Source organism: Pseudomonas sp. TMW 2.1634, assembly GCF_001703595.1.
Classification (GTDB): Bacteria; Pseudomonadota; Gammaproteobacteria; order Pseudomonadales; family Pseudomonadaceae; genus Aquipseudomonas; species Aquipseudomonas fragi.
The window spans coordinates 4,157,281-4,178,158 of record NZ_CP016849.1 but is presented as its reverse complement, the minus strand read 5'-3'; the positions used below and the strand labels follow the sequence as shown (position 1 = coordinate 4,178,158).

The following is a 20,878-nucleotide window of genomic DNA, read 5'->3' as shown; positions in this document are numbered from 1 at the left end:
ATGGAAACCCGTGCCCATCATGTATTGATCGGCCTGTTCAGCGTCCTGGTTGTCGTCGGGGCCATGCTGTTCGGCCTGTGGCTGGCCAAGGCGAGCATGGACAGCACGTTCAAGGATTACGAAGTGGTGTTCAACGAAGCCGTCAGCGGCCTGTCCAAAGGCAGCTCGGTGCAATACAACGGCATCAAGGTCGGTGACGTGATCGAGCTGCGCCTGGACGACAAGGACCCGCGCCGGGTGCTGGCGCGCATTCGTCTGGCGGCCAACACGCCGGTCAAGGTCGACACCAAGGCCAAGCTGGCGCTGACAGGCGTTACCGGGACTTCGATCATCCAGCTCAGTGGCGGCGACCCCAACAGCCCGGACCTCAAGGGCAAGGACGGCAAGTTGCCGGAAATCGTGGCTTCGCCCTCACCCATTGCCCGCCTGCTCACCGATGGCAGTGACGTGATGGCTAACGTCAATATGCTGCTGCATAACGCCAATGCGCTGTTCTCCGAAGACAACGTCAATCGTGTCAGCAAGACCCTGGACAACCTTGAGCAAACCACTACGGCCATTGCCGGCCAACGTGGCGATATCAGCCAGACGTTGAAACAGCTGGCCCAGGTTGGCAAACAGGCCAGCGTCACACTTGAGCAAACCAACGTGCTGATGCGCAATGCCAACGGTCTGTTGAGCACCGAAGGCAAGCAGATGTTCAACAGTGCCGAACAGGCCATGAATTCGCTGCAGCAGAGCACCGCGACGATCAACAAGCTGATCAACAACAATGAGGACTCGCTCAACAGCGGCCTGCAGGGGCTGAATCAACTTGGCCCTGCGGTCAACGAACTGCGCGAAACCCTTGGCACACTGCGCTCGATCTCGCGGCGCCTGGAATCCAACCCAAGCGGTTACTTGCTGGGCCGCGAGCAGAACAAGGAATTCACCCCATGAAGCGCACTTATCGCCTGGCCGGTTCCATCGTCCTTGCGGCCGGCCTGAGCCTGCTCAGCGCCTGCTCGATCCTGCCCAAACCCGAGATAGTCGACGTGTATCGGCTGCCGGCTGCGCAAGCGCCCATGACTTCGAGCCAGGGTGCGCCCGTGAAGTGGTCGCTGCGCCTGGAAAAACCGATGACCACCGGCGCGCTGAACAGCCAGAACATCGTGGTGGTGCCCGAGGGCAACCTGATCAGCAACTACAAGGGCGCCCGCTGGAGCGATACGGCGCCGGTGCTGCTGCGCAACCGTCTGCTTGAGGCGTTCCTGCAGGACGGGCGGATCCAGGGCTTGAGCACCGATGACAGCAACTTGCAGTCCGATTACGAGCTGGGCGGGGAGTTGCTGGCGTTCCAGACGCACTACAACGGCAAAAGCCCGGAAGTGCTGATCCAGTACAACGCGCGACTGGTGCGCAGCAGCGATCAGCGGGTGATTGCTTCCAAACGCTTTGAGGTGCGCCAGCCGCTGAGCAACCCGATGGTGCCAGGCGTGGTCGCAGGTTTTGGCCAGGCCAGTGATGTGCTGATGCCACAAGTGGTGCAGTGGGTGATGCAGCAGGGGCAGGCACAGCGCTAAAAGCCCAACGCAAGAGCCAAGAGCCCCTCACCCTGACCCTCTCCCTCCGGGAGAGGGCGCATCTGCTTTTGCTTTACTTACACCAACCCGCCATTGGCCCGCAAAACCTGCCCGTTGACCCAGTCCGCTGCCGGGCTCACCAGAAACGAGATGATATTGGCGATGTCTTGTGGCTGGCCCAGTCGCTCCAGTGGCGGCATCTTGGAAAAGGTCTGGATCTGTTCCTCGGTCTTGCCGTGCAAAAACAGCTCCGTCGCCACCGGTCCCGGCGCCACGGCGTTGACCGTGATCTGCCGCCCGCGCAGTTCCTTGGCAAACACCTGGGTCAACGACTCCACCGCCGCCTTGCTGGCGATATACACCGCATAGCCCGGCAGGTTCATGCCCACCGTACTGCTTGAAAAATTGACGATGCGCCCCCCGCCGTTCAACCGCGTGGCCGCTTCGCGCAGGGTGTTGAACGTACCTTTGGTGTTGATGTTGAAGGTCTGCTCGTACAGCTCGTCGCTGTGCTGGGCCAGCGGCAGCACCTTGAGCACGCCTGCGTTGTTGATCAGCACATCGACCTTGCCCAGTTGCGCCTCGGCTTCGTCGAACAGGCGCTTTACGTCGTCAGCGCTGCTCACGTCTGCCTGCACGGCAATCGCTTCATGGCCGTCCTCACGCAGTTGGGCGACCAGCTGGGTAGCTTCGCCAGCACTGCTGGCGTAGTTGATGACCACGGCAAAACCTTCCCCGGCCAACTGTTTGGCAATAACGGCACCGATGCCACGCGAGGCGCCGGTAATGATGGCGACTCTGGGTTGTGAAGAACTCATGACAACACTCCGTATTGGTTCAGGCGTGGGGCTAGGTTCACATGTGCTTTCAGGCAGATAAAGACTGCTTTCTTGATACCGGCATTCGTAAATTCACAACAATCACCCTGCTGTGGGAGCGGGCTTGCTCGCGATGGGATCGACGCGGCGTGTCTGTCAGACCACGTTGTCCGAATCGCGAGCAAGCCTCAGCCACAGGTTTACGCATGTTCTGGCGGCGGGTTCTTGTTCTCCTTGATCTTGTACGAAGCCACATACAGCGCAGGCAGGAACAACAGCGTGAGCAAGGTGGCCGATAGAATGCCGCCGATCATGGCGTAGGCCATCGGCCCCCAGAACACGTCACGGGCAATCGGGATCATGCCCAGGCTGGCGGCGGCTGCGGTCAGCAGAATCGGCCGACGACGATGCTGGGTGGCTTGCATCACGGCGTGCCACGGATCAAAGCCGTCGCGTTCGTACTGGTCGATCTGGGTTACCAGGATCACCGAGTTACGCACAATGATGCCCACCAGCGCCAGAATCCCCAGGATCGCCACAAAGCCCATCGGCGTGCCGGTGGGCACCAGTGCCAGCACCACGCCAATCAGCCCCAATGGCGCGACACTCACCACCAGGAACATCTTGTGCACGCTTTGCAGCTGGATCATCAGGAAGGTTGCCATCAGGAACAGCATCAACGGCACCACCTTGGCAATCGGGCCCTGGGCCTTGGCGCTTTGCTCTACCGTACCGCCGGTTTGCACGTTGTAGCCTTCAGGCAGATTGGCCGCGAACTTGTCGACATCGGGCTTGAGCACCTTGACCAGATCAGTCGGTTGCATCGAACCGCGCACCGAGGCCTTGAGGGTCAGGGTGGGGATCCGGTCACGGCTCCAGACCAGCGGCTGCTCCAGCTCGTAGCGCACCGTGGCAAAGGCCAGTAGCGGGATCGAGGTGCCGCTGGGGGTGGTGATCTGCAGGTTGAGCAGGGTTTCGGGGGTACCGCGCTCGGTGTTGTTGGCCCGCCCGACGATGTTGATCAGGTAGATGTTGTCCTTGACCTGGCTGACCGCTGCACCGCTGACGATGCTGTTCATCACATGGGCCACGTCCTCGGACGACAGGCCGAACTGGCGGGCCTTGTCCTGGGCGATATCGATGCGTAGCACCTTGCCGGGTTCGTTCCAGTTGAAGATGGTTTCGCCGACGTTGGGGTTGGCATCGAGCACGGAGGCCAGGTCAATCGAGTACTTGCGCACCAGATCAATGTTCGGCCCGCTAACCCGGTATTGCAGCGGCTGACCCACTGGCGGCCCCAGTTCCAGGGTATGCACGAAACTGCCGACGCCCACAAAGTCCTCGCGCAGGCGTTTGTTCAGCCGTTCGATCAGGGCGTCGCGGCTTTCCAGGCCTTTGCTGACAATCACCAACTGGGCGTAGAAGGGGTTTTGCAGTTGCTGATCGAGCGGCAGGTAGAAACGGATCGCGCCTTCGCCGATATACGAGCTCCAGCGCACGATATCGTCATCGCCCTTGAGCGATTCTTCAAAACGCTGGGTGACCTTGAGCGTCTCCTGGATCGAGGCGTTTTGCGGCAGGTTCAGGTCCACCAGAATCTCGGGGCGATCGGAGGCCGGGAAAAACTGGTTCTGCACCAGGCCCATGCCGAATACCGCCAGCACAAACATCAGCACTGTCGCGCCGATGGTCGTCCAGCGATAACGCATGCACCACAGCAGCGCGGTGTCGAAGGCCTGGGCCAGACGCCCGGGCTTCTCGGGCTTGGGTTTGACCTTGGCGCTGAGGATGTGCACCCCCAGCACCGGCGCGAACAGCACCGCCACCACCCACGACACCAGCATGGCCACGGCGATCACCGCAAACAGGGTGAAGGTGTACTCCCCCGCCGAGCTGTTGTTCAGGCCGATGGGCACAAAGCCTGCCACGGTCACCAGCGTACCGGTGAGCATCGGGAACGCCGTGGAGTGATAGGCAAAGGTGGCCGCCTGCTCCTTGGTTTCCCCCAGTTCGAGCCGCGTGATCATCATCTCCACCGTGATCATCGCATCGTCCACCAGCAGGCCCAGGGCGATGATCAGCGCACCCAGCGACACACGCTGCATGGCGATGCCGGTGAACTCCATAAACACGAACACCAGCGCCAGCACCAGCGGGATCGAGATTGCCACCACCAGCCCGGCACGCAGGCCCAGGCTGATAAAGCTCACCGCCAATACGATCACCACGGCCTCAAACAGCGCACTGGTAAAGCCGCTGACGGCCACCTCCACCACCTGTGCCTGATTGGAGACCATGTGTACGCCCACACCCACCGGCAACTGCGCGGTCAGGTCGTCGATGCGTTGCTGTAGCTGCTTGCCGAATTCCTGAATATTGCCGCCATCGATCATGGCGACGGCCAGGCCAATGGCCGGCTTGCCGTTGTAATGGAACATGGGCGCTGCCGGGTCCACATAACCACGGGTGATTTCGGCGATATCGGCCAGGCGATAAAAGCGGTCGTTGACCCGCAGGTTCACCGCAGCCAGGTCTTCAACACTGTGGAACTGCCCCGAGGTGCGCACCGACATGCGCTCCGGGCCTGCTTCGATCACCCCGGCGGGGGTCACGGCGTTTTGCTCTTGCAGGCTTTCGAGGATGTGCTGCTGGTCGAGGCCCAGGGCCGCCAGTTTGCGGGTCGAAAAGTCCAGGTAGAACGTTTCGTCCTGCTCGCCGATGGTCATCACCTTGCCGCGGTTGGGTACATCGCGGATGCCGGTGCGCACTTGCTCTACATAGTCGCGCAATTGACGCATGGTAAAGCCGTCGCCGGTGAAGGCGAAGATGGTGCCGTACACATCACCGAACTCGTCGTCGAACCCCGGGCCTTGAATGCCCTGGGGGAAGTCGCCGCGAATGTCGCCGATCTTTTTGCGCACCTCATACCAGATATGGGGGATGGCATCGGCCTTGGTGGTGTCCTTGAGGAACACAAACACCGTGGACTCACCGGGGCGGGTGTAGCTTTGCACGTAGTCGAGGGAATCCAGCTCCTCGAGCTTTTTCTCGATGCGGTCGGTGATTTGCAGACGAGTTTCGTCGACCGTAGCACCGGGCCATTTGGACTGGATCACCATCGTCTTGATGGCGAAGGACGGGTCTTCAGCGCGCCCCAGATTGATGTACGAAAAAATCCCGGCGACCACCGCGACAAACATCAAATACCAGACAAATGACTGATGCTTCAGAGCCCACTCGGACAGGTTGAACTTCCCATTCATTGCGAGCTTTCCTTATCGAGTCTGACTTTCTGCCCGGGGGTGAGGCTGTACACACCTGCACTGACGACCCTGTCGCCGGTTTTGATGCCACCCGACAACAGCACGTTGCGAGCGTCGCGGCGCAGTACGCTGACGTCGCGCGGGCTGACGGTCTGGGTGGTGCTGTCAATGATCCATACGCGGCTGTGGCCGTCGACTTCCTGCAGGGCGGTGAGCGGCAGCTGGAAGTGCTCGGCCGTCGGGCTGCTGACGGTCACGCTCACCGAACTGCCAAGGCGAAATGCTGCCGGGGTCTGGTCCAGCGTCAGGCGGGTTCGCCGGGTACGGGTGGCACTGTCGGCTTGCGGGGCGATTTCGCGCACATGGGCATGGGTGTTGATATTCGGGTCGAGCTGGCCAGCGACAAGGAACTCGATGCCCTTGGGCAGCGCCTCGGCCAGCGGGCCCGGCAGGTCGATGACCGCCTCTTTGATCTCGGGACGGGCCAGGGTGACGACTTCCTGGCCAATGCTCACCACTTGCCCGGCCTCGGCATGCCATTGGGTGATCACGGCATCATGGTCGGCGCGCAGGTTGCAGTAACTGAGCTGATCCTGAGCCTGATTGACCGCCGCCTGCGCCTGTTGCATCGAGGCCAGTGTGGTCTTGAGGTCGGCTTGCGCAGTGTCGAGCTGGGCCTGGGCGCCCACGCCACGGTCAAACAACTCTTGCTGGCGGCGGGCGTTGGCTCTGGCGTTGATCAATTGCGCCTGCACCTTGGCCAGGTCGCCTTGGGCCGAGCGCAGCTGGTTTTGCTGATCGGTGGGGTCGAGGTTGGCCAGTATGTCGCCCTGCTTGACCACCGCGCCCACATCGTAATAGCGCCGCACAATGCGCCCCGGCACCCGAAAACCCAGGGTGCTTTCGTAGCGCGCTTCGATATTACCGGCAAAACGGCCCAGATCTTGTGCCAGCTCGGGTTTGGCCACCACATACAGAGCCGGGCGAACCGGTTCCGGCGGCTGTTTTTCCGAGCAGGCCACCAGCATGGCGGCAGCCAGCGGTAGCAACCATAAGCGCCTCATAGCTGCACCCCCTCGGCCGGGGGAGTGGCGATTTCAACCTTCATGCCGGGGTGTAGCAACTGCCCGCCTGCAACCACGACGTTTTCTCCCTCCTTGAGACCTTCGCTGACGATCACGCTGCCGGTCAGATAGCGCCCGACCTTGACCCGCTGCAGGCGCACATTGCTTTGTTCGTCGGCGATCCACACGGCGGGTTCGCTGATGTCCTTGGTCAACGCCGACCACGGCAGCTCAATGCTGCGGCTTGGCGGCGGGGTCAGGTTTACGCTGACAATCGAGCCCAGGTCCATGCCCTTGGGCAAGGCATCGAGCTGCACCTTGATCTGCAGCGTGCCGCTTTGCGCCGCAACGGTCGGTGTGATTTCACGTATCTGGCCGTTGACCTTGATCGTTGGATCGCTCAGCAGCGTGACCTGCACCGTGGGGTCTTTGGGCGGCTCGATAAACAGCGATTCATACACGTTAAACACGGCATCGCGGGCACCATCGCGGGCCAGGGTAAAAATCGGCATGGTGGCCTGTACCACCTGGCCCACTTCGGCCTGGCGCGCGGTAATCACCCCGGGTGCCTCGGCTTTCAGGTTGCTGTAGCTCAGTTGGTCACGGGCGTTGGCCAGTTGCGCCTGTGCCGCCGCCAGGGCGCTCTGTGCGCTCAGTTGCGCGGCGTTGGCGGCGTCGTATTCACTTTGGCTGGTGTAGCCTTTGGGCAGCAGCTTTTGCTGGCGCACAAACGCCGCGCGGGTTTGCACCACTTGAGCCTGTTGCGCATTGACGCTGGCCTGGGCGGTCTCAACCTGGATCTTCAGGTCTTTGGGGTCGAGCCGCGCGAGCACCTGGTTGGCCTGGATGTGGTCACCCACATCGACCGTGCGCTCGATAATCTTGCCGCCCACCCGGAATGACAGCTGGGTTTCGACCCGGGCCTGGATATCGCCGCTGAGCTGGATGGGCGGGGCGAATTCGCGGGTGCTCACCTGCTGCACATACACCCGGGGGGACAGAGGCTCTTTGGGGCCCTCCTTGCCGCACGCGGTGAGCAGCGCCAGCAGGCTCAAGCCCAAAATGCCCTTGTTCAGTGGACCAGCCATGCAAGCTCCTTTGCGTGATGCTGTTTAACATGCGAATACGACTGACAGCGTAGAACAGGGTTCAGTGTCTGTGGGACTCTATGTGCATTGACTTGTAGTCGCTGCCGCAGGCTGCGAAGGGTTGCGGAGCAACCCGTTGTCCTGGGAACGCCACAGAACCCTTCGCAGCCTGCGGCAGCGACTACAAATCCACCCGGCAACGAGGTCACCCATGCTCACCACCCTGGCCGTGGCCAACTACCGCTCTATCAACCACTTGGTAGTGCCTTTGGCCAGGCTGAACCTGATCACTGGCCCCAATGGTAGTGGCAAATCCAACCTTTACCGTGCGCTGCGGTTACTGGCCGAAACCGCCCAGGGCGGCGTGGTGAATGCATTGGCGCGTGAAGGCGGGCTGAGCTCAACGTTCTGGGCGGGACCTGAAGTGATCTCCCGGCGCATGAAATCGGGTGAAGTCGATGTGCATGCCAGCGTGCGTCAGGAAACCAAGCGCCTGCGTCTTGGCTTTGCCGGGGAAGACTTCAGCTACGCCATCGCCCTGGGCTTGCCGATACCCGGACGTACGCAGTTCAACCTCGACCCGCAGATCAAGCACGAAAGCATCTGGGCGGGGCCTTTTTATCGGCCGGCCAGCGAGCTGGTCGAGCGCAACGGCCCCATGATCCGCGCGCGTGACGGGCGCAACTGGCAGGTGCTGGCACAGCACACGCCGCTGTACGACAGCCTGTTCGATCAGGTTGGCAGCTTGCAGGCCTCGCCCGAGGTGTTGCAACTGCGCGAGTCGATCCGTGGCTGGCGCTTTTACGATCACTTTCGCACCGACCCCCAGGCGCCTGCGCGCCAACCGCAACTGGGCACGCGCACACCGGTGCTGCATCACGACGGCAGTGACCTGGCCGCTGCGTTGCAAACAATCCTTGAGGTCGGCAACCCCGAAGCCTTGCATGCCGCGATCAGCGATGCATTCCCTGGCGCGCGGCTGGCCATTGAATGTGTGCCCGGCGGGCATTTTTATATCGAGTTTTATCAGGAGGGGCTGCTGCGCCCGTTATCTGCCGCCGAGCTGTCAGACGGTACCTTGCGCTATCTGCTGCTGGTTGCGGCTTTGCTGACCCCGCGCCCGCCGAGCATGATGGTGCTCAACGAACCCGAAACCAGCCTGCACCCCGACTTGCTGCCCGCGCTGGCGCGGCTGATCATCAGTGCTTCGCAGCATTCACAAGTATGGGTGGTGTCCCACGCCCGGCGCCTGATCGCCGCCTTGCAGCAAGACCCTGAGTGCAACTGCATCGTGCTGGAAAAAAACCTCGGCCAGACGCAAGTGGTTGGCCAACGCATGCTGGATCAGCCCGCCTGGCACTGGCCGGACAAATAAAAACGCCGACGCTGTGCAAGCCGTCGGCGTTTTCAGTGGGCTGGCGCGTGATCAGAACGCTGGCAGCACCGCGCCTTTGTATTTCTGCTCGATAAAGGCTTTCACTTCAGGGCTGGTCAGGGCCTTGGCCAGCTTCTGGATGGCCGGGCTGTCTTTGTTGTCCGGACGGGCTACCAGGAAGTTTACGTATGGCGAGTCAGCCCCTTCGATGATCAGCGCGTCAGTGGCCGGGTTCAGGTCAGCTTCCAGCGCGTAGTTGGTGTTGATCATGTCCAGGTCAACCTGGTCCAGCACCCGTGGCAGCAGTGCGGACTCAAGTTCTTTGAACTTGAAGTTGTGCGGGTTCTTGGCGATGTCTTTTGGCGTCGACACAGCGTTGGTCGGATCCTTGAGTTCGATCAGACCGGCCTTTTGCAGCAGGATCAGGGCACGGCCGCTGTTGCTGCCTTCGTTAGGGATGGCGATGGTCGCGCCGTCTTTAAGCTCGGACAGGTTTTTGACTTTCTTCGAGTAACCGCCAAAAGGCTCAACGTGTACGCCGGTCACGGTCACCAGGTTAGTGCCTTTGCCTTTGTTGAAGCTTTCCAGGTAAGGCAGGGTCTGGAAGTAGTTGGCGTCCAGGTGTTTTTCGGCCACTTGCACGTTGGGTTGCACATAATCGGTGAAGACCTTGATTTCCAGATCCACGCCTTCTTTGGCGAGGGTTGGTTTGATCAGCTCAAGGATTTCAGCGTGAGGCACCGGCGTTGCGGCAACCACCAGTTTTTCGCCAGCCTGGGCCAGGCCTGCAGTCAAAGCAGCCGCCAATGCGGTAAACAACAGAACCTTTTTCATGCGATACCCTTATGTGTGTGACCGTTCGGATGACGGTTTTCCTGGAAGACGAAGCGGACAATACCGAGATTCTTTATTCCCGAACAATAATATTTATTCAGCTTCTTATGCCATTTTGTTCACTTGAGTTTTTGTGGGAGCGGGCTTGCCCGCGATAGGAACGCCTTGGTGTGACAGATACACCGCGTTGCTGCCATCGCGGGCAAGCCCGCTCCCACAGGGTCAAGGCAGCAACTGCCTGATCGCTGACAACTCCTGCGCCGTGGCGCCTTTTATAAACAACTCAATCTGGCTCAGGGCGTCGGGCAGGTTCAGGTGCTCTGGCTGGATCTCTTCGCCGGTACTGACCAGCAACGCAAAATGAATCACGTTTTCCAGCTCCCGGGTGTTGCCCGGCCAGCTGTGGCGCTCCAGTACCCGCTGTGCAGCGTCGCTGATGAACGGCACGGGCAGGTTCAGGCGCTGGCTGTAAATGCCCAGAAAGTATTCGGCCAGCGACAGGATATCCCCGGGCCGTTCGCGCAACGCGGGCAAGTCCAGCCGCCCTTCGCTCAGGTAGTGATACAAGCGCTCATGGAATTTGCCTGCACTCACGGCCTGCGCCAGATCGATGCTGGTGGCCGCCACCAGGCGCACGTCCACCGGGCTCGGCTGATGGGCGCCCACGCGGGTCACTTCGTGGGTTTCCAGGGCCGCCAGCAGCTTGGTCTGGATCGCCCACGGCAAGTCGCCGATTTCGTCCAGATACAGGGTGCCGCCATTGGCCGAGCCAAACCACCCGGCGCGGCTGCTGGCCGAACTGCTGTGGGCTCCGGCGGCATAGCCGAATAACTCGGCGTCGGCGTAGGTGGGGCTGATGGCACCGCAATTGACGGACACAAAAAGGCCGGTGCGGTCGCTGGCGCGGTGGATATGCCGGGCCAGCAGCTCTTTGCCGCTGCCGGTTTCACCCCGAATCAGCACGGGCAAGGCGCGTGGCGCGAGCAGTTCCAGATCGTTGCGTAACTGGCGCGAGCGGGGGTCGACAAACACCAGCGCTTTGGCGCGAATGCTCAGCGGGCTTTTTTCCGCGTCGGGAAAGGTCAGCAACGGCTGACCGAAGGTTTCATGCAGGCTCATGGCAGGCTCCCGCCCGCCGCCGGAGGGTGGGCGCGGGCGTTACAGGAATTCACGCGCGACGCAGGGCGCCGTGCTCGATGCGGGTTTGCAGGCGGTATAAAAAGGCGAAGCCTTGCTCCCAGCGCTGGTGTCCGGATTTCACGTTGATATGCCCCGCGCCGCTGATGATGCCGATCTCGGCGCCCCATTGACGGGCAAATTCCATCGCCCGTGGCGCACTGACCGCACCGTCGTTATCCGAGCTGACGATATGGCTTGGAAAAGGCAACGGCCGGGTCGGGATCGGCGCGAAGTTGCGCAACGCCGGCGCACAGGCCGGGCGCTCGACGTCTGCCGGGGCCACCAGCAGCGCGCCGCGTACTTGGCTTAACAGGCTTTCTGGCGCACGCTCGGCCCAATGGGCTACGGTAATGCAACCCAGGCTGTGGGCAATCAGGATCACGGGTGTGCTGTCGGCAGCAATGGCTTCGGCCAGGGCAGCGATCCAGTCTTCGCGGCGTGGCGTCAGCCAGTCGGCCTGCTCCACCCGGGTACTGTTCGGCAGGCTGTTTTGCCAGTGGGTTTGCCAATGATCGTCGGACGAACCTTGCCAGCCCGGCACTATCAAATAGCGAATCGAATCGTTGCCCATAGGTGTGCGCCTCCAGCGGTCTGTGTGTTACCGAGTCAGTATAGGGACGGTTTTTAGATTCGCTAAGGAATAAGAAGCTATTTGTTTATAACTAAAAAGTAATCCTTGAGGGTTCTGCACCATGAAAAGCCTGGTCGACCATCTAAGCCAATACGCGGCTTATCACCGTGATCCGCACAATATCGCCACCCATTTCGTGGGCATCCCGCTGATCGTGATTGCCGTGGCGACGCTCTTGTCGCGGCCGCAGTGGGCGGGTGTTTCACCGGCGGTGCTGGTGATGGTGGCCAGTGCGATTTTTTATTTGCGCCTGGAGTTGCGCCTGGGGTTGTTGATGACGGTGCTGCTGGCGTTGAGTGTATGGCTGGGGCACACACTGGCGGGGTTGAGCACGGCAGCCTGGCTGGCCTGGGGTATTGGGCTGTTTGTGGTGGGCTGGGTATTCCAGTTTGTCGGGCATTATTACGAAGGGCGCAAACCGGCGTTTATCGATGACGTGACCGGGCTGATCGTGGGGCCGCTATTCGTGGTGGTGGAACTGGGGTTCTTGCTGGGCTGGCGCGAGGACTTGCGCCGGGAGATGGCGCTGCGCGCCGGTTAGCACCTTGTGGGAGCGGGCAAGCCCGCTCCCACAAGCGCAGGTCAGTGCTTGAACGCCTGATGCAACTGCGCCAGGGTTTCGAAGTGGTATTTGGGCGCGAATGAATTCAGTTCTTCAAAGCTGCCAAAGCCATAACCCACCGCCGCCGCATCCATACCGTTGTCACGCGCACCGATCAGGTCGTGCTTGCGATCACCGATCATCAGGGTTTGCGCCGGGTCCAGCCCTTGTTCGTTGACCAGATGGGCAATCAGCTCAACCTTGTTGGTACGGGTACCGTCCAGCTCGCTGCCGTAGATCACCTTGAAATGACGGGCAAAATCAAAGTGGCGGGCAATTTCCCGGGCGTAGATATGCGGCTTTGAGGTCGCGATAAACAGTTGGCGGCCCTGGGCCACCAGCTCTTCGAGCAGCGGGGTCACGCCTTCGAACACTTCATTTTCATACAGCCCGGTCACGGCAAAACGCTCGCGGTAATAGCCCATCGCTTCCCACGCCCTGGCTTCGTCGAAGCCATAGCTGGCCATAAACTGCTGCAACAGCGGCGGGCCGATAAAGTGCTCGAGTTTGCTCAGGTCGGGCTCGTCAATGCCCATCTTGCTCAGGCCGAACTGGATCGAGCGGGTGATCCCTTCCCGTGGGTCGGTCAGGGTGCCATCGAGGTCGAACAATACGTTCTGGTAATGCATGCGGGGCTCCAAAAGAGGGGGGCTTAAACGGGCTGGTCGTAGCCTTCGGCCAGGTGCTGATCCTTGAGTTTTACGTAGTTGCCGGCGCTGTAGGTGAAGAAGGCTTTCTCTTTTTCGGTCAGCTCGCGCACCTGCTTAACCGGACTGCCCACATACAGGAAGCCGCTGGCCAGGCGCTTGCCCGGCGGCACCAGGCTGCCCGCGCCGACGATCACGTCGTCTTCGATCACGGCGCCGTCCATCACGATGCTGCCCATGCCGATCAGAATGCGGCTGCCCACGTTACAGCCGTGCAACATGACTTTGTGGGCGATGGTCACGTCATCGCCGATCAGCAGTGGGAAGCCATCAGGGTTAAAGGGGCCTGCGTGGGTGATGTGCAGTACGCAACCGTCCTGCACGCTGGTGCGCGCACCGATGCGGATGCGGTGCATATCGCCGCGAATCACGGTCAACGGCCAGATGGAACTGTCGGCGCCGATCTCGACATCACCGATCACCACCGCCGAGCGGTCCACAAAGGCGCGCTCGCCCAGGGTCGGTGTGTGCTGCTGGAATGGACGAATGGACACAAATAGCTTCCTTCTTTAGCCGTAATAGGGCGTTGCAATGCTGCGGTCAGCGTCGATTGTAATTAAGATGGCCCAATGTTTCTTCCAGCCAAGGTGCCAAACGTGAGCGAGAACAACCCTCTTTTGCAGCCCTACGACCTGCCGCCGTTCTCGGCGATCCGTCCTGAGCACGTACAGCCGGCCATCGAGCAGATCCTCGCCGACAACCGCGCCGGCATTCAAGCCATCCTCAAGGACCAGGGCCAGAACCCGACATGGGCCGGCCTGGTGTTGGCAATGGATGAACTGAACGACCGCCTGGGCGCAGCCTGGAGCCCGGTCAGCCACCTCAATGCCGTGTGCAACAGCGCAGAACTGCGTGAAGCCTACGAGGCCTGCCTGCCGGCCTTGAGCGCCTATTCCACCGAGATGGGCCAGAACCGCGAACTGTTCCAGGCCTTTGAAGCCCTGGCCCATAGCCCGCAGGTCGCAGATTTCGACCAGGCGCAAAAAACCATTCTGGAACACTCGCTGCGTGACTTCCGCCTGTCGGGTATCGACCTGCCAGAGGCTGAGCAAAAGCGTTACGCCGAAGTCCAGAGCAAGCTTTCGGAGCTGGGCAGCAAGTTCTCCAACCAGTTGCTGGACGCCACCCAGGCCTGGACCAAACACATCACCGACGAAGCTGCGCTGGCGGGCCTGACCGATTCGGCCAAGGCGCAAATGGCTGCTGCAGCACAGGCCAAGGGCCTGGACGGCTGGCTGATCAGCCTGGAGTTCCCCAGCTACTTCCCGGTGATGACCTACGCGCAAGACCGCGCCCTGCGCGAAGAAGTCTACGCCGCGTACTGCACCCGCGCCTCGGACCAGGGCCCGAATGCCGGCAAGTTCGACAACGGCCCGGTGATGGAAGAAATCCTCGACCTGCGCCAGGAACTGGCCAAACTGCTGGGTTTTGCCAGCTTCGCCGAACTGAGCCTGGCCACCAAAATGGCCGAGACGCCGGATCAGGTGCTGACCTTCCTGCGCGACCTGGCCAAGCGCAGCAAGCCGTTCGCTGCCCGTGACCTGGAGCAACTGCAAGCCTACGCCAGCGAGCAAGGCACCCCTGAGCTGAAAAGCTGGGATACAGGCTTCTTTGGCGAAAAACTGCGTGAGCAGCGTTACAGCGTGTCGCAAGAAGCACTGCGTGCCTACTTCCCGATCGACAAGGTACTGGGCGGCCTGTTTGCCATCGTACAAAAGCTGTACGGGATCGAAATCGCCGAAATCAAGGGCTTCGACACCTGGCACCCGGACGTGCGTCTGTTCGAAATCAAGGAAAACGGCCAGCACATCGGGCGTTTCTTCTTTGACCTCTACGCCCGCGCCAACAAGCGTGGCGGCGCGTGGATGGACGGCGCCCGCGACCGTCGCCGCACGGCGGCCGGCAACCTGCAAAGCCCGGTGGCCAACCTGGTGTGCAACTTCACCCCGGCCGTTGCGGGCAAGCCTGCGCTGCTGACCCACGATGAAGTCACCACCCTGTTCCACGAGTTCGGCCACGGCTTGCACCACATGCTGACCGAGATCGAACACGCGGGCGTGTCGGGCATCAACGGCGTGGCCTGGGATGCGGTCGAGCTGCCGAGCCAGTTCATGGAAAACTGGTGCTGGGAGCCTGAAGGCCTGGCGCTGATTTCCAGCCACTACGAAACCGGTGAAGCGCTACCCAAGGACCTGCTGGATAAAATGCTCGCGGCCAAGAATTTCCAGTCCGGGCTGATGATGATTCGCCAGCTGGAGTTCTCGCTGTTCGACTTCGAGCTGCACGCCACCCACGGTGACGGCCGCAGCGTGGCGCAGGTGCTCGACGGCATCCGCGACGAGGTATCGGTCATGCGTCCGCCGGCCTACAACCGTTTCCCGAACAGCTTTGCGCATATCTTCGCCGGCGGTTACGCGGCGGGTTACTACAGCTATAAGTGGGCGGAAGTGCTGTCGGCCGATGCGTTCTCGCGCTTTGAAGAAGAAGGCGTGTTCAACCCGCACACCGGCAAGGCATTCCGCCAGGCGATCCTGGCCCGTGGCGGCTCGAAGGCCCCGATGGAGCTGTTCAAGGACTTCCGTGGTCGCGAGCCATCGATTGACGCCCTGTTGCGTCACAGCGGCCTGACCGAGGACTCGGCAGCATGAGTGAGGCACCTGTGAACGTGACCAAAAAACGCTTTATCGCCGGGGCTGTCTGCCCGGCGTGCAGCGAGCCTGACAAGTTGATGATGTGGAACGAAGACGAAGTGCCGCACCGCGAATGCGTGGCCTGCGGTTATTCGGATACGTTGAATGAACAGGGGTTGTCGGTGCCCAAGGAATTGGGTACGCGGGTTAATACGTCAGCGCTGAAGAAAGCACCGGATCCTAAAGTGCAGGCAGTGCAGTTTTTTCCCAATCCGAAGCTTAAAAAACCGTAACCCTGCAATAACCCTGTGGGAGCGGGCTTGCTCGCGATGGCAGCAACGCGGTTTGGAGATAGACCGCATCGGCTGTATCGCGAGCAAGCCCGCTCCCACAAGGGCGGTGGGTTTACGCCTTCTGCCACACCTTCGGCTTGAAGAACAACGTCTCGCCCCGCGCCAGATCGGTCAGGCTGTCATGGTCCTTGACCACTTCCACTTCGATCAGCTCGCTTTGCCCTTCAACCTTCAACGTCACCCGGGTGGTCGCACCCAACGGGCGAATGTCGCGTACCTGGGCGGCATGGTGGTCTTCAAGCTCGTGACGGGACAACGACACTTCATGGGGACGGAACAGCACATGCTGGTCTTCGCCGATATGCAGGCGGTTGGAATCGCCCAGGAAGTGGTAAACAAAGTCGCTGGCCGGGTTTTCGTACACTTCGCCCGGTGAACCGATCTGCTCGATCACGCCCTTGTTCATCACCACGATACGGTCGGCGACTTCCATCGCTTCTTCCTGGTCGTGGGTCACGAACACCGACGTCAGGTTGATGTCTTCGTGCAGGCGCGCCAGCCAGCGGCGCAGCTCTTTACGCACCTTGGCATCCAGGGCACCGAAAGGCTCGTCCAGCAGCAGTACCTTAGGTTCTACCGCCAATGCACGCGCCAGGGCGATACGCTGACGCTGACCACCCGAAAGCTGCTCGGGGTAGCGATCCGACAGCCAGTCCAGTTGCACCATGTTCAGCAGTTCGTGGACTTTTTCAGCGACGCGGGTTTCGCTCGGGCGTTCCTTTTTCGGCTTCATGCGCAGGCCGAAGGCAACGTTGTCGAACACCGTCATGTGGCGGAACAGCGCGTAATGCTGGAACACAAAGCCGACGTTGCGATCACGCACGTCGTGCCCCGAGACGTCTTCGCCGTGGAACACGATATTGCCTTCGTCCGGAGTTTCCAGGCCGGCAATGATACGCAGCAAGGTGGTCTTGCCACAGCCCGACGGGCCGAGCAGGGCCACCAGCTCGCCGCTTTGAATATCCAGGTTGATGCTGTTCAGCGCCTTGAAAGCGTTGAAGTTCTTGCTGACGTTACGGACTTCGATCGACATGGTTTATTCCTCCGCGGCGCTGGCGCGCAGGCGGTTAATACGGGATTCGCTCCACTGCTTGAGCAGCAGGATGAAGAGCGCCAGGATCAGCAACAAGGTGGCCACAGCGAAGGCGGCAACGTGGTTGTATTCGTTGTAGAGGATCTCGACGTGCAGCGGCAGGGTGTTGGTCACCCCGCGAATGTGCCCGGAAACCACCGACACCGCACCGAACTCACCCATCGCCCGCGCAGTACACAACACCACGCCGTAGATCAGACCCCATTTGATATTGGGTACGGTGACGTGCCAGAACATCTGCCAGCCGTTGGCGCCCAGCAGGCGTGCGGCCTCTTCTTCCTGGGTGCCCTGCTCTTGCATCAGCGGGATCAGTTCCCGCGCCACAAAAGGCACGGTGACGAAGATGGTGGCCAGCACGATGCCCGGCAACGCGAAGACGATCTGGATGTCGTGATCCTGCAGCCACGGGCCGAAGAAACCCTGGGCGCCGAACATCAGCACGTAGACCAGACCGGCAATCACCGGCGACACCGAAAACGGCAGGTCGATCAGGGTGACCAGGATGCTCTTGCCGCGAAAGCTGTACTTGCTTACGCACCAGGCCGCGCTGACACCGAACACCACGTTGAGTGGCACCGAAATCACCACGGCGATAATGGTCAGCTTCAGGGCCGACAGGGCGTCAGGTTCGAGGATGGCATCGAAGAAGGTGCCAACCCCCATTTTCAGCCCCTGGGACACCACGATCAGCAGCGGCAGCAGCAGGAACAGGGTGAAGAACAACCAGCCGAAGCCGATCAGCAAACGCCGCGACAGCGGACTGCCACGGCGGGCGGCGTTGGCCACGGATGAGGCGCTTTGGGTTGAACTGGACATGGTCAGGCCTCCTTCACGGTTTTTCGATGCGCCGCTGAATCAAGTTGATGATCAGCAGCAAAATGAAGGAAACCACCAGCATCATCACGCCAATGGCCGTGGCGCCGGTGTAGTCGTACTGGTCCAGTTTGACCATGATCAACAGCGGCAGGATTTCGGTTTTGAACGGCATGTTGCCGGCGATAAAGATCACCGAGCCGTATTCCCCGACACCGCGGGCGAAGGCCAGGGCAAAGCCGGTCAACCAGGCGGGCAGCAAGGCCGGCACCAGGATGTAGCGGAACACTTGCAGGGGCTTGGCGCCCAGGCAGGCGGCGGCTTCTTCGATTTCACGGGGAATATCGGCCAGCACCGGCTGCACGGTGCGCACCACAAACGGCAGGGTAACAAAGGTCAGTGCCAGGGTAATGCCCATCGGGGTGTAGGCAATCTTGAAACCCAGGTCGGTGGCGAACTGGCCGATCCAGCCGTTGGGGGCGTACAAGGCGGTCAGGGCGATACCGGCCACGGCGGTCGGCAGGGCAAACGGCAGGTCGATCATGGCATCGATGACCTTGCGCCCGGGGAAGGTGTAGCGCACCAGAACCCAGGCCAGTACGGTGCCGATCACACCGTTGATGATGGCTGCCACAAAGGCGGTGCCGAAACTCAATTGCAGCGCTGCCAGCACCCGGGGGGCGGTGATGATGGCCCAGAACTGGTCCCAGGTCAGTTGAGCGGCATGCACAAACATCGCAGCCAACGGGATCAGCACAATCAGACTGAGATACACCAAGGTGTAGCCCAGTGTCAGCCCGAAGCCGGGTATGACGGGGGAGATACGACGAGACATAAGAGTCCTTGGTTAACGCACGAAGCCCGCAACTCAGTCGCGGGCTCTATGTTCTAGCTTTCAGCGAGGCCAAAGGCCGCGCCCCACAGGTTACTGCGCCTGGTAGATCTGGTCGAACACGCCACCGTCATTGAAAAATTTCGGCTGCGCAGTTTTCCAGCCACCGAAGTCTTTGTCGATAGTCACAAGCTCCAGTTTCGGAAACTGCTGTGCGTACTTGGCAGCGACTGCAGCGTCACGCGGGCGGTAGAAATTTTTGGCAGCGATTTCCTGGCCGGCCGGGCTGTACAGGTGTTCGAGGTAGGCTTTGGCGATTTCGGTGTTGCCCTTTTTCTCGGCGTTCTTGTCGACTACAGCCACTGGCGGCTCAGCCAGAATCGACAGGGAAGGTACGACGATGTCGAATTTATCGGTGCCGCCGTCTTCCTTGAGTGCCAGGAATGCTTCGTTCTCCCAGGCCAGCAACACGTCACCCTGACCGTTGTTGACGAAGGTAATGGTCGAACCGCGTGCACCGGTGTCCAGTACGGGCACGTGCTTGAACAGGGTTTTTACGTATGCCTTGGCTTTTTCTTCGTCGCCGCCGTTGGCTTTCAGGCCATAGGCGTAAGCCGCGAGGAAGTTCCAGCGCGCGCCGCCACTGGTTTTAGGGTTCGGGGTAATGACCGATACGCCGTCCTTGGTCAGGTCGCCCCAGTCCTTGATGCCTTTAGGGTTGCCCTTGCGCACCAGGAACACGATGGTCGAGGTGTACGGGGTGCTGGCGTCCGGCAGGCGGGTTTGCCAGTTTTCCGGCAGCGAGCCCTTGTTGAGCTTGGCGATTTCGTCGATATCACCGGCCAGGGCCAGGGTTACCACGTCAGCGCGCAGGCCATCGACCACACCGCGGGCCTGTTTGCCCGAACCGCCGTGGGATTGCTGGATTTTGACGTTGTCGCCAGGGTGGCTGGCTTTCCAGAAACTGGTGAATTCAGTGTTGTAATCCTGGTACAGCTCGCGGGTTGGATCGTAGGAAACGTTCAACAACTCGTAATCTTTGGCCACAGCGGAGCCAGCAAAAATGGCACTGGCCAGCGCGGCCAAAGCGTAACGGCGTAGGGACATAGGTGAGGCTCCAAAGCATTTTTTAATTTTTATTGAGCGCACTCAGGTGAATGCGCTTGAACGGTTCAGGCGTTTTTTTGACTCGGGTTTTGCAGGCGGAATTTCTCTTTGCGTTCGATCTGCACCACTTGCGCGTTATGCACAGTGATTTCCACAGCACCAAAGCGCAGGTCTCGCAGCGCGCTCTGGATTTCCCGCAGGATGGTTGCTTCGTCCTGACCGTCAACGCTACGCAGAGATGCGCTCATGGTGCTGCTCCTGAAAAAATGGGGTGCCGACAGGGTTGCTGGCGTAGGGGCAATAGTAGTGAGGTGCGGATATTCTTAAAAAGACTATTTAAGAATGTTTATATAACTGAAAAAACAAATGATTGATTCGGGCCATTTACGCCCTTGTGGGAGCGGGCTTGCTCGCGATTAGATGGATGCGGTGTATCAGGCAGACCGAGCCGGCGCCATCGCGAGCAAGCCCGCTCCCACAGGTTTAAAAGGCAGTTGCTCCCACAAGTTATTGCGCATTAGCCCTGCGTTTGACCGGGTACTGACTACACTCCAACTGCCTTATATCGACAGGCTGTTTTACAAAGGTGGGAAGTGTTGCTGGACAGTCAGCACAAGTGGGATCACCTTAGAGCGGCTGTCGTCTTTTCCTGCATAGTCTGGAGTCTTTATGTCGTTTACCCCTGAGTTGGTTGCCGAACTGGAAGTCCTTGCACTGTTTGACTTGGAAAGTACCCTTGAGGGCCTGAAGATTCATCAACATGCCGCGCCAGAAAAAATCGCGGCGGCGCAGCGCCTGTTTGATAAAAAGCTGATTGACCAACCGGATGGTGGCTACCTGACAAGCCTGGGCCGTGATGCTGCCGAAGCTGTTCAAGTACTGTTGTCGATTCTCGTTGAATCCAAAGAAGTTGCCTGACGCCACGCCA

Annotated in this window: 21 protein-coding genes; 7 read left to right on the top strand and 14 right to left on the bottom strand. The window is 60.4% G+C overall.

Annotated features, from left to right (window positions below):
• Nucleotides 1-939 (top strand): MlaD family protein, encoded by a 939-nt coding sequence (locus tag BFC21_RS19780; protein WP_088378712.1) that lies wholly within the window; start codon nt 1-3, stop codon nt 937-939.
• On the top strand, nt 936-1,562 hold the full coding sequence (locus tag BFC21_RS19775) for an ABC-type transport auxiliary lipoprotein family protein (protein WP_095003957.1): 627 nt from the start codon (nt 936-938) through the stop codon (nt 1,560-1,562). Before BFC21_RS19780 ends, BFC21_RS19775 begins: the two co-directional genes overlap by 4 nt.
• Before the next feature lie 77 nt (nt 1,563-1,639).
• Here the strand turns inward: BFC21_RS19775 and BFC21_RS19770 are convergent, their stop codons facing one another.
• The 4 genes from BFC21_RS19770 to BFC21_RS19750 form a co-directional block, all read right to left on the bottom strand.
• Complete coding sequence (locus BFC21_RS19770) at nt 1,640-2,380, bottom strand: SDR family oxidoreductase (protein WP_016782635.1); 741 nt, start codon at nt 2,378-2,380, stop codon at nt 1,640-1,642.
• Nucleotides 2,381-2,580: 200 nt separating this feature from the next.
• Complete coding sequence (locus tag BFC21_RS19760; protein WP_095003958.1) at nt 2,581-5,643, bottom strand: efflux RND transporter permease subunit; 3,063 nt, start codon at nt 5,641-5,643, stop codon at nt 2,581-2,583.
• Nucleotides 5,640-6,707, bottom strand: a complete 1,068-nt coding sequence (locus BFC21_RS19755; RefSeq protein WP_120266440.1) for an efflux RND transporter periplasmic adaptor subunit — start codon at nt 6,705-6,707, stop codon at nt 5,640-5,642. The genes BFC21_RS19760 and BFC21_RS19755 overlap by 4 nt, the downstream gene beginning before the upstream one ends.
• On the bottom strand, nt 6,704-7,795 hold the full coding sequence (locus BFC21_RS19750; protein ID WP_088378708.1) for an efflux RND transporter periplasmic adaptor subunit: 1,092 nt from the start codon (nt 7,793-7,795) through the stop codon (nt 6,704-6,706). The genes BFC21_RS19755 and BFC21_RS19750 overlap by 4 nt, the downstream gene beginning before the upstream one ends.
• 211 nt (nt 7,796-8,006) lie before the next feature.
• On the opposite strand from BFC21_RS19750, the gene BFC21_RS19745 reads away from it, so the two are divergent.
• Nucleotides 8,007-9,170 carry an AAA family ATPase gene (locus BFC21_RS19745; protein WP_088378707.1) on the top strand — a complete coding sequence of 388 codons (1,164 nt, stop codon included), beginning with the start codon at nt 8,007-8,009 and terminating at the stop codon, nt 9,168-9,170.
• 51 nt (nt 9,171-9,221) lie between these two features.
• Here the strand turns inward: BFC21_RS19745 and BFC21_RS19740 are convergent, their stop codons facing one another.
• The 3 genes from BFC21_RS19740 to BFC21_RS19730 all read right to left on the bottom strand — a co-directional run bounded on the left by BFC21_RS19740 (nt 9,222) and on the right by BFC21_RS19730 (nt 11,754).
• Nucleotides 9,222-10,004, bottom strand: coding sequence for a MetQ/NlpA family ABC transporter substrate-binding protein (locus tag BFC21_RS19740; RefSeq protein WP_088378706.1), 783 nt, complete (start codon nt 10,002-10,004; stop codon nt 9,222-9,224).
• Nucleotides 10,005-10,226: 222 nt separating this feature from the next.
• A complete protein-coding gene (locus BFC21_RS19735) occupies nt 10,227-11,123 on the bottom strand; it encodes a sigma 54-interacting transcriptional regulator (RefSeq protein WP_088378705.1) in 897 nt (298 codons plus the stop codon).
• A 49-nt stretch (nt 11,124-11,172) separates the two neighbouring features.
• Nucleotides 11,173-11,754: an alpha/beta hydrolase gene (locus BFC21_RS19730; protein WP_016782642.1), complete on the bottom strand. Its 582-nt coding sequence runs from the start codon at nt 11,752-11,754 to the stop codon at nt 11,173-11,175.
• Between the two features lie 121 nt (nt 11,755-11,875).
• Here BFC21_RS19730 and BFC21_RS19725 point away from each other — a divergent pair, with 121 nt between their 5' ends.
• Nucleotides 11,876-12,355, top strand: coding sequence for a DUF962 domain-containing protein (locus tag BFC21_RS19725; protein WP_120266439.1), 480 nt, complete (start codon nt 11,876-11,878; stop codon nt 12,353-12,355).
• Nucleotides 12,356-12,396: 41 nt separating this feature from the next.
• Here BFC21_RS19725 and BFC21_RS19720 read toward each other — a convergent pair whose 3' ends face one another.
• A complete protein-coding gene (locus BFC21_RS19720; RefSeq protein WP_016782644.1) occupies nt 12,397-13,044 on the bottom strand; it encodes an HAD family hydrolase in 648 nt (215 codons plus the stop codon).
• Nucleotides 13,045-13,067: 23 nt separating this feature from the next.
• Nucleotides 13,068-13,616 carry a gamma carbonic anhydrase family protein gene (locus tag BFC21_RS19715; RefSeq protein WP_016782645.1) on the bottom strand — a complete coding sequence of 183 codons (549 nt, stop codon included), beginning with the start codon at nt 13,614-13,616 and terminating at the stop codon, nt 13,068-13,070.
• Nucleotides 13,617-13,718: 102 nt separating this feature from the next.
• On the opposite strand from BFC21_RS19715, the gene prlC reads away from it, so the two are divergent.
• Together prlC and BFC21_RS19705 are read left to right on the top strand one after the other, a co-directional pair.
• Nucleotides 13,719-15,770: an oligopeptidase A gene (gene prlC, locus BFC21_RS19710; protein ID WP_088379557.1), complete on the top strand. Its 2,052-nt coding sequence runs from the start codon at nt 13,719-13,721 to the stop codon at nt 15,768-15,770.
• Nucleotides 15,767-16,045, top strand: coding sequence for a YheV family putative zinc ribbon protein (locus BFC21_RS19705; protein WP_016782647.1), 279 nt, complete (start codon nt 15,767-15,769; stop codon nt 16,043-16,045). Before prlC ends, BFC21_RS19705 begins: the two co-directional genes overlap by 4 nt.
• A 112-nt stretch (nt 16,046-16,157) precedes the next feature.
• On the opposite strand, the gene BFC21_RS19700 is transcribed toward BFC21_RS19705, so the two are convergent.
• The 5 genes from BFC21_RS19700 to oscA form a co-directional block, all read right to left on the bottom strand.
• A complete protein-coding gene (locus BFC21_RS19700) occupies nt 16,158-17,138 on the bottom strand; it encodes a sulfate/molybdate ABC transporter ATP-binding protein (RefSeq protein ID WP_088378703.1) in 981 nt (326 codons plus the stop codon).
• 3 nt (nt 17,139-17,141) lie between these two features.
• Entirely contained in the window at nt 17,142-18,014 is an 873-nt protein-coding gene (cysW, locus tag BFC21_RS19695) for a sulfate ABC transporter permease subunit CysW (RefSeq protein ID WP_048361415.1), read from the bottom strand.
• 13 nt (nt 18,015-18,027) lie between these two features.
• Entirely contained in the window at nt 18,028-18,846 is an 819-nt protein-coding gene (gene cysT, locus BFC21_RS19690) for a sulfate ABC transporter permease subunit CysT (RefSeq protein ID WP_083369721.1), read from the bottom strand.
• 90 nt (nt 18,847-18,936) lie between these two features.
• Complete coding sequence (locus BFC21_RS19685; RefSeq protein WP_088378702.1) at nt 18,937-19,950, bottom strand: sulfate ABC transporter substrate-binding protein; 1,014 nt, start codon at nt 19,948-19,950, stop codon at nt 18,937-18,939.
• A 65-nt stretch (nt 19,951-20,015) separates the two neighbouring features.
• Nucleotides 20,016-20,198 (bottom strand): sulfur starvation response protein OscA, encoded by a 183-nt coding sequence (oscA, locus tag BFC21_RS19680; RefSeq protein WP_016782652.1) that lies wholly within the window; start codon nt 20,196-20,198, stop codon nt 20,016-20,018.
• Between the two features lie 421 nt (nt 20,199-20,619).
• Here oscA and BFC21_RS19675 point away from each other — a divergent pair, with 421 nt between their 5' ends.
• The gene (locus BFC21_RS19675) at nt 20,620-20,868 is read left to right on the top strand and encodes a TIGR02647 family protein (RefSeq protein ID WP_016782653.1); all 249 of its coding nucleotides are present in this window, start codon (nt 20,620-20,622) and stop codon (nt 20,866-20,868) included.
• Nucleotides 20,869-20,878 lie beyond the last annotated feature (10 nt).